13 protein-coding genes and 2 pseudogenes are annotated in these 14,245 nt (G+C 70.4%); 6 read left to right on the top strand and 9 right to left on the bottom strand.

All coding sequences use genetic code 11. The features are described 5' to 3' along the window. Positions 1-178: 178 nt before the first annotated feature. Positions 179-331, top strand: a complete 153-nt coding sequence (locus tag ACFW48_RS19805) for a hypothetical protein (RefSeq protein ID WP_386316290.1) — start codon at positions 179-181, stop codon at positions 329-331. Positions 332-360: 29 nt separating this feature from the next. Here ACFW48_RS19805 and ACFW48_RS19800 read toward each other — a convergent pair whose 3' ends face one another. The 4 genes and pseudogenes from ACFW48_RS19800 to ACFW48_RS19785 form a co-directional block, all read right to left on the bottom strand. Then, positions 361-1,716 carry an MFS transporter gene (locus ACFW48_RS19800; protein WP_386316288.1) on the bottom strand — a complete coding sequence of 452 codons (1,356 nt, stop codon included), beginning with the start codon at positions 1,714-1,716 and terminating at the stop codon, positions 361-363. Positions 1,717-2,108: 392 nt separating this feature from the next. Beyond that, a pseudogene (locus tag ACFW48_RS19795) lies at positions 2,109-2,189 on the bottom strand (VOC family protein); the annotation flags it as partial. A 100-nt stretch (positions 2,190-2,289) separates the two neighbouring features. Continuing rightward, a complete protein-coding gene (locus tag ACFW48_RS19790; RefSeq protein WP_386316286.1) occupies positions 2,290-3,267 on the bottom strand; it encodes a zinc-binding dehydrogenase in 978 nt (325 codons plus the stop codon). Between the two features lie 70 nt (positions 3,268-3,337). Then, positions 3,338-4,312, bottom strand: coding sequence for a helix-turn-helix transcriptional regulator (locus ACFW48_RS19785; RefSeq protein WP_386316285.1), 975 nt, complete (start codon positions 4,310-4,312; stop codon positions 3,338-3,340). A gap of 135 nt (positions 4,313-4,447) precedes the next feature. On the opposite strand from ACFW48_RS19785, the gene ACFW48_RS19780 reads away from it, so the two are divergent. Beyond that, entirely contained in the window at positions 4,448-4,843 is a 396-nt protein-coding gene (locus tag ACFW48_RS19780; protein WP_386316283.1) for a RidA family protein, read from the top strand. Positions 4,844-5,128: 285 nt separating this feature from the next. Here ACFW48_RS19780 and ACFW48_RS19775 read toward each other — a convergent pair whose 3' ends face one another. Both ACFW48_RS19775 and ACFW48_RS19770 read right to left on the bottom strand, forming a co-directional pair. Further along, positions 5,129-6,067, bottom strand: a complete 939-nt coding sequence (locus ACFW48_RS19775; protein ID WP_386316281.1) for a sigma-70 family RNA polymerase sigma factor — start codon at positions 6,065-6,067, stop codon at positions 5,129-5,131. Positions 6,068-6,077: 10 nt separating this feature from the next. After that, positions 6,078-7,268 carry an NAD(P)/FAD-dependent oxidoreductase gene (locus tag ACFW48_RS19770; protein WP_386316280.1) on the bottom strand — a complete coding sequence of 397 codons (1,191 nt, stop codon included), beginning with the start codon at positions 7,266-7,268 and terminating at the stop codon, positions 6,078-6,080. Positions 7,269-7,401: 133 nt separating this feature from the next. On the opposite strand from ACFW48_RS19770, the gene ACFW48_RS19765 reads away from it, so the two are divergent. Continuing rightward, the gene (locus tag ACFW48_RS19765) at positions 7,402-7,830 is read left to right on the top strand and encodes a VOC family protein (RefSeq protein WP_386316278.1); all 429 of its coding nucleotides are present in this window, start codon (positions 7,402-7,404) and stop codon (positions 7,828-7,830) included. Positions 7,831-7,954: 124 nt separating this feature from the next. Here ACFW48_RS19765 and ACFW48_RS19760 read toward each other — a convergent pair whose 3' ends face one another. The 3 genes from ACFW48_RS19760 to ACFW48_RS19750 form a co-directional block, all read right to left on the bottom strand. After that, on the bottom strand, positions 7,955-10,045 hold the full coding sequence (locus tag ACFW48_RS19760; protein WP_386316276.1) for a CocE/NonD family hydrolase: 2,091 nt from the start codon (positions 10,043-10,045) through the stop codon (positions 7,955-7,957). 12 nt (positions 10,046-10,057) lie between these two features. Further along, the gene (locus ACFW48_RS19755) at positions 10,058-11,362 is read right to left on the bottom strand and encodes an acetyl-CoA carboxylase biotin carboxylase subunit family protein (RefSeq protein WP_386316274.1); all 1,305 of its coding nucleotides are present in this window, start codon (positions 11,360-11,362) and stop codon (positions 10,058-10,060) included. A gap of 380 nt (positions 11,363-11,742) precedes the next feature. Continuing rightward, on the bottom strand, positions 11,743-11,964 hold the full coding sequence (locus tag ACFW48_RS19750; protein WP_386316272.1) for a LysR family transcriptional regulator: 222 nt from the start codon (positions 11,962-11,964) through the stop codon (positions 11,743-11,745). Positions 11,965-12,085: 121 nt separating this feature from the next. On the opposite strand from ACFW48_RS19750, the pseudogene ACFW48_RS19745 reads away from it, so the two are divergent. From ACFW48_RS19745 to ACFW48_RS19735, 3 genes and pseudogenes are all read left to right on the top strand, one after another. Beyond that, a pseudogene (locus ACFW48_RS19745) lies at positions 12,086-12,940 on the top strand (carbon-nitrogen hydrolase family protein). Continuing rightward, entirely contained in the window at positions 12,897-13,058 is a 162-nt protein-coding gene (locus ACFW48_RS19740; protein ID WP_386316270.1) for a hypothetical protein, read from the top strand. The pseudogene ACFW48_RS19745 and the gene ACFW48_RS19740 overlap by 44 nt, the downstream one beginning before the upstream one ends. A gap of 542 nt (positions 13,059-13,600) precedes the next feature. Continuing rightward, positions 13,601-14,173: a PadR family transcriptional regulator gene (locus ACFW48_RS19735; RefSeq protein WP_386316268.1), complete on the top strand. Its 573-nt coding sequence runs from the start codon at positions 13,601-13,603 to the stop codon at positions 14,171-14,173. The last annotated feature ends 72 nt before the right edge of the window (positions 14,174-14,245 follow it).

Below are 14,245 nucleotides of genomic sequence, written 5' to 3'. Positions count from 1 at the left end.
CTGGGAACGACGCGACGACATCCACGAAGCCTTCCTCGGCCTTGCCGCCTGCCTGATCACTCACCGCCACGTCCAACGCCTTTGTTAGGACCTCTTAGTGGGCCGACCGGCCGGCCCATGGCTTCGTGCCGGTGTGCCACAAGCCGACTGGTGCGCTGCGCGCCAACGGGATCCCGCGTTGCCGCTGCTCGTGGCCCGTCTGGTGTTCCTCTCCGGCCGGCGCAAGGGCACGGAGCGGCTGACGGCGGCGTTCCCGGCGGCGCTGGCGCTGCTGGGCACGTCCGTCCTGCCGTTCGCGGTTCTGTGTCCGGTCGTCGTGTACGCGGACTGATCAGCGCCGGGTTTCGAGGTCGCACTGTGTCATTCGACGTCACCCGCAAGGCGGCTGCCGCCGGACTCGTGGGCCTCGGAGCGGCCGGCCGTCAGTGGCGCATCCGGCGCGGCCGGAAGCGTCCGTCCGAGGCGCGCGAGCGGGGACACAACCATCACCACCGGGGACAGCAGCATGCCTGCGGCCGTTGCGAGGAGACTGGTGCGCGGCCCCCATTGCTCGGCGAGGAATCCGCCGAGCAGGGAGCCGAGTGGGGCCAGCCCCATGCCGACGAAGGTGATCGTCGCGGCCGCGCGGCCTTGCATCCCGTCCGGAGTGACCGTCTGCCGTACGGCCATGAGCGCCACGTTCACCAACTGGCCTCCGGTCCCGAACACGAAGTTGACCACAAGAAGCACGGGAACGGTCACCGCGGGGGAGCCGTGCAGCGCCGGTACGCACAGGAACACGCCGTCGCCGAGAGCCGCCGCGGCCACGAGTACCGGGCCGTACCCGAACCGGTTCGGCAGACGGGCGGCCAGCATGGAGCCGAGGAGCGCGCCCGGCCCCGTCGCCGCGAGCGCCAGCCCGACGGCGGTGCCGGAAAGACGCAGTTCCCGCGGCAGGAAGAGCAGGTAGCCGGTCATCATGGCCGCGAAGGAGAACTGGAAGGCGGCCGAGGCCAGGCACACGGTCCGCAGCTCGGTGTTGCTGACGACGAAACGGAGCCCCTCGTGGATCCGCCGCCAGACCCGAGACGGGCGTTTGAGGTGCGGTGGGGTCGATTCGACTCGACGGACGCGTCGTATCGACAGGAACGACAGCGCGAAGAACAGCGCGCTGGAGGCGACAGCGACCGGTGCCGACAGCAGGGACACCAACGCACCGCCGAGAGCCGGACCGCCGATCTGGGCCGCGGACCGGCTGCCCTCGAGCGCGCTGTTGCCCCGCACCAGCTGATCGCGTCGCACCAGTCGTACAAGCGATGCCTGGTAGGCCACGTCGAAGAACACGGAGAGGGCCCCGACGGCGAAGGCGACCACGAAGAGTGCGGGCAGGCCGAGCCAGCCGAACAGGCCGGCCAGTGCGGCTGCTCCCAGGGCGAGGGTCCGGCCGACGTCAGTCAGCACCATCACTGTGCGGGTGCGCCACCTGTCCACCCATGCGCCGGCGAAGAGCGCGAGCAACAGGATCGGCGCCTGGCCCACGGCTCGCAGGACGCCCAGCTGGGTGGCACTGGCATGGAGCGTCAGGACGGCGAAGAGCGGAAGCACCACCAGGCCTGTGTGTTCACCGAGTTGGGAGGCGGTCTGCCCGACCCAGAGTCTGCGGAAGTCGCTGTCCCGCCACAGGCTTGACGGAACGGGCCGACCGGAACCGGATGCGGGGGAAGAGGCGGACGGCACAGGGATCCCTCGGGTCGCCGACAACGAGGCCCACTACCGGGCACACGACAGGTGCGCGACGGTTCGGGCAGGAGAAGGCTCGCTGTGCCGCGATATCAAGGCCAGCACGCGATGACGGGCCGATCGGCCCACAACTGTCAACGCGCGCTCGGAAGACCGACCATGTCTGCGACTCCTCGTGGATCAGCTGGCTGCACCTGGACACTAGCGCTCGGTGGCTCGACGCGAAAGGCAATTGGGGTGCGGGACAAGAGCGCTGAGGTGAGGAAGCCGACTGCCGGGCCGGCCGGGCGTACGGGCCCGTTGTCAGAGGCGGCCGCCACAATCGTGCTCGCGATCGAGAACCGCTTCAACCGACAGCAGTTCCTCTGCAGTCGGCAGGAGGAGTGGTTCCCCTTCTCCGGCTCGTCCCTGCGACTGAGGATGATGGTCGGCTGCGGACCGCCGAACCCTTCACGCGACCCGATCTCCAGCGTGCCGTCGTCCTACCTACTCACAGTTCTGGGGAAGGTGGGGGAGGCCGCACACGAACCCCATGGCACCCAGCGGCACATGCCGGCGACCGTACCGCACTCATCGGGCGTCGGGGACGAGAACGACCTTGCCTGTCGTTTCCCGCGCCTCCAGGGCGGCGTGCGCCGCTGCGGCCTGCGACAGGGGGAAGGTCTGGAAGGCGGGCACCATACTCCCGCCGGCGGCCGCCGCGAGTGCGCGAGCTTCGTCGGCGGGCGCGTCCTGGTCCTCCAGCAGCAGGGCCAGTGCGTCGGTGAAGCGTACGCCGCGCTCCTTCATCTCCGCCTCGCCCGGCCGGAACTCCTCCCGGGAGGACGCACCGATGCTGATGTGGCGTCCGCCCTCGGCCAGCAGTCCGAAGGCGGCCCGCCCTTTGTCGCCCTCGACACCGTCCAGAACGACCGTGACGCCGCGCCGGCCCAAGGCGTCGCGGACCGTGTCCGCCCAGTCCGGCAGGTTGTAGTCGACGGCGACATCGGCTCCCAGCTCTCGTACGGCCGCCGTCTTGGCCGGACCGCCCGCCGCGCCGATCACCGTGGCGCCGAGGCGGAGGGCGAACTGGACGACCAGACGGCCGATCCCACCGGCGGCGGAAGTGACCAGCACCACGTCGTCGGAGGTGAGCTCCGCGATGTCGAGCAGGCCGATGGCGGTGGTGCCGGTGACGACCATCGTGACGGCGGCCTCGTAGCCCAGTCCGGCCGGGACCCGGTGCAGGGACGCGACGTCGGCGACGGCGCGCTCGGCGTAGCCCCCCGGCCTGCCGTGAGCGGTCACCACCCTGGCGCCGATCCACGCCGTGTCCACGTCCGGCCCGACCGACTCGACGACGCCGGCCACCTCGCCCCCGAAGACCGCCGGAAGTTGGGGAGGCGGCGGACCGATCTCCAGCCCTTCGCGGAGCGCCGTCTCGATCTGGTGGACTCCCGCGGCCCTCACCGAGACGAGGACCTCGCCCGGACCCGGAACCGGATCGGGCACCGTCTCATAACGGAGGTTTTCCGCCGGTCCGAACTCGTGCAGCACGACGGCGCGCATGGTCGTTCCTTCCAGTAGGTCTGCAGAAGAACTCTCATGCTGCGACCTCGACTTGACTTGAGGTCAACTCTCAGGACGGTGCTCCGTAACAGGAGACCATCGCGGCCGCGCGGTTACGCAGGGAGGTGCGCAGCCACTGCGGGGCCAGCGCTTCCGCGTCAGTGGGGAGCTGCCACAGCGCCCACTCGGCGTGTCGTGCATCCTGGTAGGTCACCTCCAGCCGCAGCCAGCCGTCTTCGTCGGGTTCCTCGGCACGGACGGCCAGCGCGGTGCTCACCAGTTCCTCCCGCCGCTCCGGGTCCACCCGTACCAGCACGCTGACTTGGTCGCCGTCGGACAGAAACCGCGCGCAGCGTTCCCGCCAGATCCGGTCCAGGTCGACCCGGTTTGGCCGCTCTGCCGGTTCTGGGAGTTCCTCGGCGGCCAGCACCCGCGACAGGCGGTAGGTGCGGTCCGTGCCCGATCTTGTGGCCAGCAAGTAGCCCCGGCCGCGCGCGGTGACCAGGCCGATCGGGTCCACGGTGCGCCACTGTGGGGTCTGGCCCGTGGCCGCGTAGTGGATGCGCAGCTTGTGGCCGACGAGCACAGCGCGCCGGACCTCGATCATGGCGGGGTCGGGCAACTCCTCGGTGACCAGGCGGTGGGAGAGCAGGTCGGTCTCCGGGTCGACGAGCAATCGCTGGGCGGCGTCGCTCGCGGTGTCCCGATGGCTCTCGGGCAGCGCGTCGGCCACCTTGCGCATGGCCGACGCGAGCGCAGAGCCCAGGCCGAACACCTGCTCGCCGCGTCCCGGGCCGGCGACCAGCAAGGCAAGGGCCTCGTCGTGCTGCAGTCCGGTGAGATCGGTCCGGAAGTCGGGCAGCAGCGCGAATCCGCCGCGCCGGCCGCGTTCGGCGTAGACGGGGACGCCGGCTGCGGACAGCGCCTCGATGTCGCGCAGCACGGTGCGGGTGGATACCTCCAGTTCGCGGGCGAGCGTGGCCGCGGTCAGCCGGCCGCGTCGGCGCAGCAGAAGCACCAACGAGATCAACCGGTCGGCACGCATACGAGAACGCTAGCGGAATACATGACCAGGGATGTCGTCATTCGCGGGGAGGCTTGTCGACGTGGTGCCGAAGGCGGTGGTTGCGAAGCCTTCGGAGTACGTACTTCCGTTGAACCGAATGGAGCTGATGTGGCGATGGAGCGATCGACGGTCAACCCGTGGACGTGGTCGGTGGACATGGGTTACAGCCAGGGTGAGATCGTTTCCGGGAACACCCGGACCCTGTACTGCTCCGGGCAGGCCGCGATGAGTGGCGAGGGCAAGCCCCAGCATGCCGGTGACATGGCGGCGCAGTTGGCGCTGACCATCGACAATCTGGAGACCGTGCTCGGCGAGGCCGGCATGTCCCTCGCGAACCTGGTCCGGCTCAACGTCTACACCACCGATGTCGACCGGCTCTTCGAACACTACGGCGTGCTGGCGTCGCGGTTGGGCGCCGCCGGGGTGGCACCGACCACCACCATGCTGGGGGTGGCACGGCTGGCGGTTCCCGACCTGATGGTCGAGCTCGAGGGAACAGCGGTCGCGTGAGACGTCCTCACGACCGCTCGTAGCGAGCGCGTCGGCGTGGCAGGCAGTCGCCGACGTCGACGAGTTCGATGTCGTTGCGCCGCCGCTTGATCCACCCCTCGCGGGTCAGCCTCCACTGTTTGATCTCCGTCGGCTCGCCGCGCCGGGTGTCCCAGCCGGCGCGGCAATCGTCGGCATGGGCGCAACCCGAGGAGCCCGCAACAAGGCGCGCATCGCATTTGACGAGGGGTGGGCTGCCGCATGGTGGTTGACGGCCGGCGGGCGCGCTGCGGCCTCCGGCTCGGGTCACCACGCCTCGATGACCGGCGCGTCGGGTTCGTGCTGCCGCCAGGACTCGCTGAGGCGCGCGAGCCGGTCCGCGGTGGCGATGCCGTACAGGGACGCGATCTTGCCGTCGCGCACTTCGAACGCCACGGCGCCCACGACCCGGTCCTCGATCACGGCCAGGACGGCCGGAGCGCCGTTGACCCGCGCGATATGCATCGCCGGCGAGCCGCCGGCCAGCCGCCGCTTCGCCGGAGTGGCCTTGAAGCCGGCCCGTACGTAGGTGGCGACGCGCTCGCGCGTCCTGTACCGCAGCAGCCGCCTGGCCAGTCCGGCGCCGTCCGAGACCGCCGACACGTCGTCGGTGAGCAGCGCCACCAGTCGTTCCGTGCGCCCTGACGTGGCGGCGACGAGGAACTCCTCGACGACCCGGCGGGCGGACGCGGGGTCGGCCTCGCCCCCGCGGCGGCGCTCGGCGGTGACCCGGACCCGGGCCCGGTGGACGTGCTGCTGGCTCGCGGACTCGGTGATGTCGAGGATCCCGGCGATCTCGGCGTGGCTGTACGAGAAGGCCTCACGCAGGACGTAGACGGCCCGCTCGACCGGCGAGAGTCGCTCCATGAGGGTCAGTACGGCCAAGGCCACCGATTCGCGCTGCTCGAAGGTGTCGGCCGGGTCGAGCATCGGGTCGCCCTCGAGGAGCGGCTCGGGCAGCCAGGCACCGGCCGCTCGCTCGTGGCGCGCCTGCGCCGAGCGGAGCCGGTCGATGCAGAGATTGGTGACGACCTTGGTCAGCCACGCTTCCGGCACCTCCACCTGTTCGTGATCCGCGGCCTGCCAGCGCAGGAACGTGTCCTGTACGGCGTCCTCGGCGTCGGCGGCCGAGCCGAGCAGCCGGTACGCGAGGGAGGCCAGCCGGCCCCGGCTGGCCGCGAAACTATCGACGGCTGCACTGTCCATGCGGGACAGCCTATGCGGCGCCCCTCACACTGGACCGGTCAGGCGTGGTGACCAGGCGACGCTTGCGCTTGGGCATGCCGAAGGTCGGGTGGGCGATGCCCCACCCGGCCCCCTTGAGCACTCCCGACTTGAGTCGCGCGGCGGTCCGACCGCCGAGGTACCAGGACTTCGACCGGACGTCCCCGTCCACCATCTGGAAGATCGCGTCCCGCCGTCCGAGGCTGATGTGGTTGCCGAGGTACTTCAGCCCGGTCGTCGGGACCTCGCCGCCCGTCAGGCGCGCGATGATCGCGGCGGTCGCCTGCATGTTGGTGAAGCCGGCCGAGGCACACGACATCGGCAGGGGCCGGCCGTTGTCGCCGATCGCGTAGGCGCAGTCGCCGGCGGCGTAGACGTCCGGGTGCGAGACCGAGCGCATGGTGCGGTCGACGACGATCTGGCCTGTCTCGGCGACCTCCAGGCCGCTGGCGGCCGCGATGGGGTGCACGGCGAACCCGGCCGACCACACGGTCACGTCGGCCGGGACGGAGGTACCGTCGGCGGTGATCGTCCGTGTCGGCTCGACTGCTTCGATGCGGGTGTGCTCGTGGACGGTGATGTCGAGCCGGTCGAACGCCTGGCGCAGGTGACGGCGGGCCCTCGGGGAGAGCCAGGCGCCCAGCTCGCCGTCGGCGGCGAGCGCGACCGAGAGGTCGGGCCGGGCCTCGGCGAACTCGGTGGCGGTCTCGATGCCGGTCAGCCCCTCCCCGACGACCAGCACGGTGCCGCCCTTGTCCAGGCCGGCCAGGCGCTCGCGCAGCCGCAGCGCCGAGGACCGGCCGGTCACGTCGAAGGCGTACTCGGCCGCGCCGGGGACGCCGTGGTGGGCGACGGAGCTGCCGAGCGCGTAGAGAAGCGTGTCGTACGGAAGCTCGCCGTGCCCGTCCTCGCCGGTCACGGCGACGGTCCTGCGCTCCGGGTCGACACCGGTGACGCGCGCCAGGCGCAGCCCCACCCCGGTGCCCGCGAACACGTCGGCGAGCTCCCGGAACGCGACGTCCCGGCCGATCGCGAGCTGGTGGAGCCGCATCCGCTCGACGAAGACGGGCACGGCGTTGACGACGGTGATCTCGGTGTCGGCGGCGGAGAGCCGTCGGGCCAGGTTTCCGGCGGCGAAGGCCCCGGCGTATCCGGCGCCGAGTACGACGATGCGGTGCTTCATGGCGTTGCTCCTGTCTCGTTCGCGTGCCCCTTGAACGAGATGGCGTCCCGATTGCTGACAGGAGCCGAGTGTGACGCGGGTCACCGGACCGAGACGGGAGATGAGCGGCAAAGCCCCCTGCTACGGTGCGCCGATGTCATCGATCAAGCAGTTCCAAGTCACCTTCGACTGCGCGGAACCCGAGCGCCTCGCGCGTTTTTGGTGCGAGGTGTTGGGGTACGTCGTATCGCCGCCGCCGAAAGGTCTTGCCACGTGGGACGACTTCGATCGCTCGCGGCCGCGTGAAGAACGGGGTTCGTGCTTCGCGTGCGGCGATCCCTCCGGTGCGGGCCCTCGACTGTTCTTCCAGCGCGTCCCCGAAGGGAAGGTCGTCAAGAACCGGGTGCATCTCGACGTGCGGGTCGGCACCGGGCTCGTGGGCGAGGAGCGCCTCGCCGCACTCGAAGCCGAGTGCGCACGCCTGGTCCCGCTCGGCGCGGTACGCGTGCGTCTTCTGTACGACGGCAACGACTCGTGCATCGTGATGCAGGACATCGAGGGCAACGAGTTCTGTCTCGACTGAGCATCCCGGCCCAGAGCGGAGACCGCCGGCCTGGTCACCCGGGCTTTCCCCCCGCGACGACGGCACGCCCCGCCGCGTGCCGCCGCCGGACGAGGACCTGACGGTGAGCCTCCGACTCGGATCACTAGAGCAGATCCCGTGGCACCGTCTCGTTCCAGGTGCGCGAGAACACCCGTCGGCCACCTTCGTACCCGTCCAGTGTGGCGTCGACGAAGAACCGGCCCTCGTCGCAGGTGAGACGGGTGTGAGTGACCACGCGTACGTCCCAGTCGTCGCGCCGGAAGCCCATGGTCCACGTGGACTCGCCGCTCACGGACGTGAAGTCGTCGGCGACGGAGGCGTAGCGTTCGTGCGCGCGCCGGCCGACGTCCAGGCCGATGTCCTCGAAGCGGACCGTGCCCCGGTCCTTCACCGTGTCCAGCTCGGAGTGGTAACCGACCAGGTCCCGCTTGACGTCCCACCGTTCCTCCGGGGGCGTCACCGTCGTGGTGGTGATGGGCGGGGTGCCCTCGGCCTCGCCGAACGGCGCGGCCGAGCTGTCGTCGGCCTTCTCCGGGGGCCGGATGGGGAGGGTGAGCGTGCTGGAGTGCTCGTGGACGCTGACCATCGCCGGCTTCGGCGGCGGCCAGGCGAGCGGCCAGTAGGAGGTGGACAGGGAGAGCCGGATGCGATGGCCGGGCGGGAAGCTCTGCGCCACGCCGTTGAGGTGGACCGTGGCGCGGTAGCGACGGCCGGGCACCAGGGGCTCGGGCTGCTCCGCGCTGTCCAGCCGGGTGAGATTGAGAAGGCCGTAGGTGACCCGGGTGGCCGCTCCGTCCGGGCGGACGTCCGAAAGCCGCGCGGCCACCATGGCGACCGGCTCGTCGGCCGACAGGTCGAGGTCGAGGGTCGGCGAACCGAGGATCTCCACCCGTTCGGTGAGCGGTGCGGTCTCGAAGACGAGTGAGCCGCCGTCCTCCTCGCGCTGGTCGTAGGGCAGGTCGGGGGGTGCGTTGTAGGAGGCCCACTTGCCGGCGAACTGCCCGACGGACAACGGAGACCGTACGGTCAGAACGCTGCGGTCCTCGGCTCCGCCTGCCTCGCCTGTCTGTTCGCCCGTGTTTTCGGCCGTCTCCGGAGCCGTCGCCGCGTCCAGTGCGCCGGGAGGTGCGATCCGGTGCGCGGTGAGCGGGTGCGTGACCGGGTGGACGTGCGGGGACGGCCAGCGGGGTTCCGCCACCCAGCGTCCCGGCCGTTCCTCGTACGAGGTGGACGGTGGGACGCTGTCCTGCATCCACGTCCGCAGCATCGGACCGTCCATGACGCCGTTGTCGACGCCCTTGAGCCAGTGGTCCCACCAGCGCACGACCTCTTGCAGGTAGCCGATGGCGGGTCCCGGCTCACCGAGGTGGGGGAACTTGTGCGACCAGGGGCCGATGAGCCCCTTCCTGGGCACGTCCAGATGGGCGAGCAGCCGGGTGACCGCGTTGGAGTAGCCGTCCGCCCAGCCGCTGGAGGCGAGCACCGGGCAGCGTACGTCCTGGTAGTTCTCGGCGACCGAGGCGTGCCGCCAGTAGTCGTCGAGGCGTTGGTGGCGCAGCCACTCCAGGACCCAGGGCCGTGCGTGTTCGAGGCGCTCGTGCCACATGTCGCGCCAGCGGTCGCCGACCACGGCCGGGTCGGGGGGACAGGTGGCGTAGGCGAACATGGTGCCAGCCTCGGCCAGGTTGTCCGACAGCATGGCTCCGCCCATGTAGTGCATGTCGTCGGCGTGCCGGTCGTCGGTGAAGGACGCGATGACGATGGCCTTGAGGCTCGGTGGCCGCCTGGCCGCCACCTGAAGGGCCGCGAACGCCCCCCAGGACAGGCCCATCATCCCCGTGGTGCCGTCGCACCAGGGCTGGTCGGTGAGCCAGGCCAGCACCTCCTCGGCGTCGCGCTGTTCGATCTCCAGGTACTCGTCGCGCAGCACCCCCTCCGACTCGCCGGTGCCCCGCAGGTCGACGCGGACGCAGGCGTAGCCGTGCCCGGCGATGTACGGGTGGTGGATGGAGTCGCGCTCCGCGGTGAGGTCCCGCTTGCGGTACGGGATGTACTCCAGCACCGCCGGTACCGGGTCGTGATCCGACGACGTGGGCCGCCAGATGCGCGCCGACAGACGGACGCCGTCCGACATGGGGATGACGGCGTGTTCCTCTTCCTTGGTGGTGTGCGGCAGGTGGGTCACATGACGCATGGTCGGCGCTCCTTAACCTCGCGCTCCTTCGGACGGCTCGTCGAAGGTGAGGCCCAGGGCAGCGACGCACTGGTCGTACTTCCTGCGCAAGTCCTGTTCGTCGTCGCCGCCGGTGAAGATGTGTGCGAGTTCGTAGCTGTAACTGTCCTGCTGGGAAAGGTCGGAAAGCCGCTGGCCGGGCTCGGGCATGACCTCGATCCGTACACCCGGTATCTCACTCTCGATGCGGGCGATGTCCTCGGGGGAAGGCACGCGGCGCACCACTCCGTCCGTGAACCACCGGTAGTACCACTTGGCCGCCATCGCGTACGGGCCCTGCCGGTGGGGCATGCGCGGGTCGTCCCCGAGGGCGAGGGCGACCATGGCGTGGTGGTTGGGGACACCGTCCACGTACTGGAACAGCTCGGCGTGCGACTGCGAGTGGCGCGGGTTGATCTCCAGCAGGCTGATGTCCTGACTGCCGGGGTCGTAGAAGTACTCCACGCTGAACGTCGCCGAGTCGAAGCCGATCCGGCGCATCACCCGCTCGGTGACCTCGTGCAGCCGGGCGACGACCTGCGGGGGCAGCATGGAGGGGTACTGGTGACGCAGGAAGCACGGCGTGTCCGGGTAGTCGATGGAGTCCAGCGTGCCGTAGACGGTCACCTCCCCCTCGTGCACGTAACCCTCCACCGCGACCTGCACACCTGACAGCGACTCCTCGGCGAGACACACGCGGCCACCGACACCGTCCATCTCCGGCGGCAGCTCGACCTGGTCGAGGATGTGCTCGAAGGGGCGGCCGATACGGGAGATGCCCTGGCGTATCTCCGCGACGGCCGCCCGGAACTCCTCCTCGTCCCCGACTCCGAAGGCGAGTTCGGACGAGTAGGACAAAGCGGGCTTCAGCCACATCGGGAACCGCACGCCGTCCGGGGGACGCGGCGGATCCGCGTCCAGGTCGACGCGGCCGAAGCGCGGATGCCGGTCCGTCACCTTCTGCTGCTCGAGCCTGCTCCAGTACTTGTGCTCGCACTTGACCACCGACTCGAGACTGGTGGTCCGGGTGCCGTACCGTTCGCCGAGGATCGGGACGAGGGTGCTGACCGGGAAGTCCCAGTAGCCGACTATCGCGTCGATGCTCCCGTCGAAGGCGTCCAGTACCTTCTGTGCCTTCTCCAGCACCGCCGGCAGCGACACCTCGCCGTCCTGCAGCTCCTCCACCGTCAACAGGCCGTGGAAGCGCAGTGAATCGGCGCCCGGTACGGCCTGGAGCGTCGGAAGGTTGGCCTCGTCGAGACCGACCACGAAGATGTTCTTGACATTGTCCTCAGACACGACTCTCCTTTCTGCCTTCAAGATCGACGGGGTACCCCTCCAGGGCGCGGGCAACCACCGGGCGGGACGGCTGCTCGGTCACCTCCGCAAATTCGCGCACGGTGAACTCCGGAGCCCCGTACGGTCGGCCGTCGCCCGCTCCGGACGTCGCGGAGCCATGTCGGGACTCCCGCTCAGCGGCGGTGCTCGGCGGCGGCGTGCAGGTGGTCGTGTGCGTTCCGAACGACGGTGCCGCGGTACCGCAGCAGCCACCGGCCGACCTGACGGCCCGTCGGAGGTGGCGACGTCCTTGACGGTGACCTGGCGCACTTGTTCGGCGGCCCGCGCGCACGATGTCGTCGAGTGCTCGACGAAGGCGGAGTAGTCGGTGAAGTGCCGGTTCATCCGGCTGTGTCCCTCCATGCGCAGCAGCTCGTTCTCCACCAGCTGCACATGCCCCTGTGGGGGCCGGTGACGTGCAGGACGCGACGCACCGGTTCCGCCTCCAGGCGCCGGACCAGCTCGGAGGCCGAGGCCTGGGCGATGTCCATGGCCTTGGCCGCGGCGGTGAACGACCCGAGCCGCTCGGCCTCGACGAAGGCCCTGAGCTGGTTGAGGGTCATGCGGTCCGCCCTTCCCGGAAGGACGCGGCCGGAACGGATGAGGGCCGGGTGACAGACATGCCGGAACCTTGCGGGGACCAGCGGCCCCCACGGGAACGCGGACCACGGGTTTCTCCTGTGGATGTCACAGGAGAGGCCGGGCTTGTCCCGCGCACGGCCGGATGATCCGCTGCTGCGCACCCCCTTCGTCCGTACGCCACCGAACGCGGAAGGTGCCCTTCGCATGCCCACCCCCCTGCCGCTCGGCCTGGTGCAGACGGCCGCCCTCCACCACGCCGACGACAGCCTCGGCCTGTTCGCCGACCAGGTGCGCCGGCTCGCCCGTACCCACCCCGCCGTCCGGCTGTTCGCGTTCCCCGAACTGCACCTGTGCGGGCACCGGCCGGACGGGGACCCCGAGCGGGTCGTGCGCGCCGCGGCACAGGAACTCGACGGCCCCAGAGGCACGACGCTGGCCGGCCTGGCCCGCGAACTCGGGCTGTGGCTCGTCCCCGGAAGCGTCTACGAGCGCGGCGACGACGGGCGGATCTACAACACGGCACCGGTGTACGCACCCGACGGAAGGCGGGTCGCCGAGTAGCGCAAGATCTTCCCCTGGCACCCCTGCGAAACCACGGCGGCAGGCGACCGCTTCGTCGTCTTCGACGTGGAAGGCCACGGACGCGTAGGCCTGTCGATCTGCTACGACGCCTGGTTCCCGGAGGTCACGCGGCACCTGGCGTGGCAGGGCGCCGACCTCGTACTGAACCTCGTGCGCACACCGACCGTCGACCGTGCCCAGGAACTCGTCGTCGCCCGCGGGAACGCGATCGTCAACCAGGTTTTCATGGCCAGTGTGAACGCCGCGCCCCCGGACGGGACAGGCCGCAGCGTCGTGGTGGACCCCGAAGGGCCGGACGCGCGCCGAGTCGGGCCCCGAACCGGAGATCGTCGTGACGGACGTCCTCGACCTTGCCGAGACCCGCCGGGTCCGTGAGTACGGCACCGCGGGTCTCACCCGCGTCTGGGACCCGTTCGGGGACGGCCGGCGGCCCCTGGAACTCCCCCTGTGCAAGGGCCGGATCGGCCCGGCGCAGTGGCGTCGCGGACTGTGAACGGACCGTTGTCCGCCTGGGCGCCAGGTCACCTCCCGCGGCCATCGGACAGTCGGCGCGGGCTGGAGCGGACGTTGACGCCGCCGGACGCTGGACCGCGGCCGTCAGGCGCGATGGAGACAGTCACTTCCTCGCGGTGCGGGCCGGCCGTGCTGCGGGGCTCACGGCAGACACCTTGCTCGCGCAGTACGCCGGCCGAACAAGCGTCTCCCGCACGTCAGGCATCCGCAGCCGACTTCCGCCGCGCGCGTCGTCACGCTCTCGGACCTGGCCTCGCCGGTCAGGGCTGCGCCGACGGCTCCCGGACGTACTGGGTCCGACACGTTCGGGGGAGGTGAGCTGGTCACCTCGCGTGTCCGGTGTCCGGTGTCCGGTGAACTGCCGCAACCCGCTTGCGCTCGTCGAGATGCCGGCCGCGACGGAGCCGGAGGAGCCCTGGCCATGGAGGAAACGCGCGAATCCACGTGAAGGCGGAGTGAGCCGGATCTCATCGGGGCGCGACGACTTGTCTATGCAACAAGTTGCATAGCAGGATCCGGAACATGGCGCTCGAACACGCGATCCTCGTGTCGCTGCTGGAGAAGCCGGGCTCGGGGTACGAACTCGCGCGCCGGTTCGATCGATCCATCGGGTACTTCTGGACCGCGACCCACCAGCAGATCTACCGCGTGCTGCGGCGCATGGAGTGCGACGGCCTGCTGGAAGTCCGGGAAGTGGCGCAGCAGGCGAGGCCGGACAAGAAGGAGTACTCCGTCGCGGCGCCGGGTCGCGCGGCGCTCACCGCATGGCTGCACGAGCCGGTCGAACCGGAAAGCATCCGGCACGAGCTCGCCGTCAAGATCCGGGGTGCGGCCTTCGACGAGCCGTCCGCACTGATCTCCGAGGTCGAACGTCACCGCGAGGCGCACGACGTCCGGCTCCGGCGCTACCTGACCGGAGAGCGACGGGACTTCGGCGGCCCCGACGCTCCCCGGCCGCTCGACGTCGGCCAGGAGCTTCAGCACGTCGTGCTGCGCGGAGGCATCGGCTTCGAACGGATGACCATCGCATGGCTCGACGACGTCCTCGACACCCTCCGCAGACTCCGCGCCGCGCGACCCGGCAGCCAAGACTGACTTCGAGCGCCATCGGCCCCGAAACCCGTCCTTGTCACCTCGAAAACTGCCCGAAACCTGTCCGAATCCGCC

The organism is Streptomyces sp. NPDC058812 (assembly GCF_042744565.1).
Taxonomy (GTDB): Bacteria; Actinomycetota; Actinomycetes; order Streptomycetales; family Streptomycetaceae; genus Streptomyces; species Streptomyces thinghirensis.
This window is presented reverse-complemented; position numbering and strand designations above follow the sequence as displayed.

Excerpts from the sequence above, each read along its gene's own strand:
- ACFW48_RS19790 (WP_386316286.1), bottom strand. The coding sequence starts at position 3,267 with ATGCGCGCCGTCGTGCTGCACGAGTTCGGACCGGCGGAAAACCTCCGT.
- ACFW48_RS19785 (WP_386316285.1), bottom strand. The coding sequence starts at position 4,312 with ATGCGTGCCGACCGGTTGATCTCGTTGGTGCTTCTGCTGCGCCGACGC.
- ACFW48_RS19780 (WP_386316283.1), top strand. The coding sequence starts at position 4,448 with ATGGAGCGATCGACGGTCAACCCGTGGACGTGGTCGGTGGACATGGGT.
- ACFW48_RS19775 (WP_386316281.1), bottom strand. The coding sequence starts at position 6,067 with ATGGACAGTGCAGCCGTCGATAGTTTCGCGGCCAGCCGGGGCCGGCTG.
- ACFW48_RS19770 (WP_386316280.1), bottom strand. The coding sequence starts at position 7,268 with ATGAAGCACCGCATCGTCGTACTCGGCGCCGGATACGCCGGGGCCTTC.
- ACFW48_RS19765 (WP_386316278.1), top strand. The coding sequence starts at position 7,402 with ATGTCATCGATCAAGCAGTTCCAAGTCACCTTCGACTGCGCGGAACCC.
- ACFW48_RS19760 (WP_386316276.1), bottom strand. The coding sequence starts at position 10,045 with ATGCGTCATGTGACCCACCTGCCGCACACCACCAAGGAAGAGGAACAC.
- ACFW48_RS19750 (WP_386316272.1), bottom strand. The coding sequence starts at position 11,964 with ATGACCCTCAACCAGCTCAGGGCCTTCGTCGAGGCCGAGCGGCTCGGG.
- ACFW48_RS19735 (WP_386316268.1), top strand. The coding sequence starts at position 13,601 with ATGGCGCTCGAACACGCGATCCTCGTGTCGCTGCTGGAGAAGCCGGGC.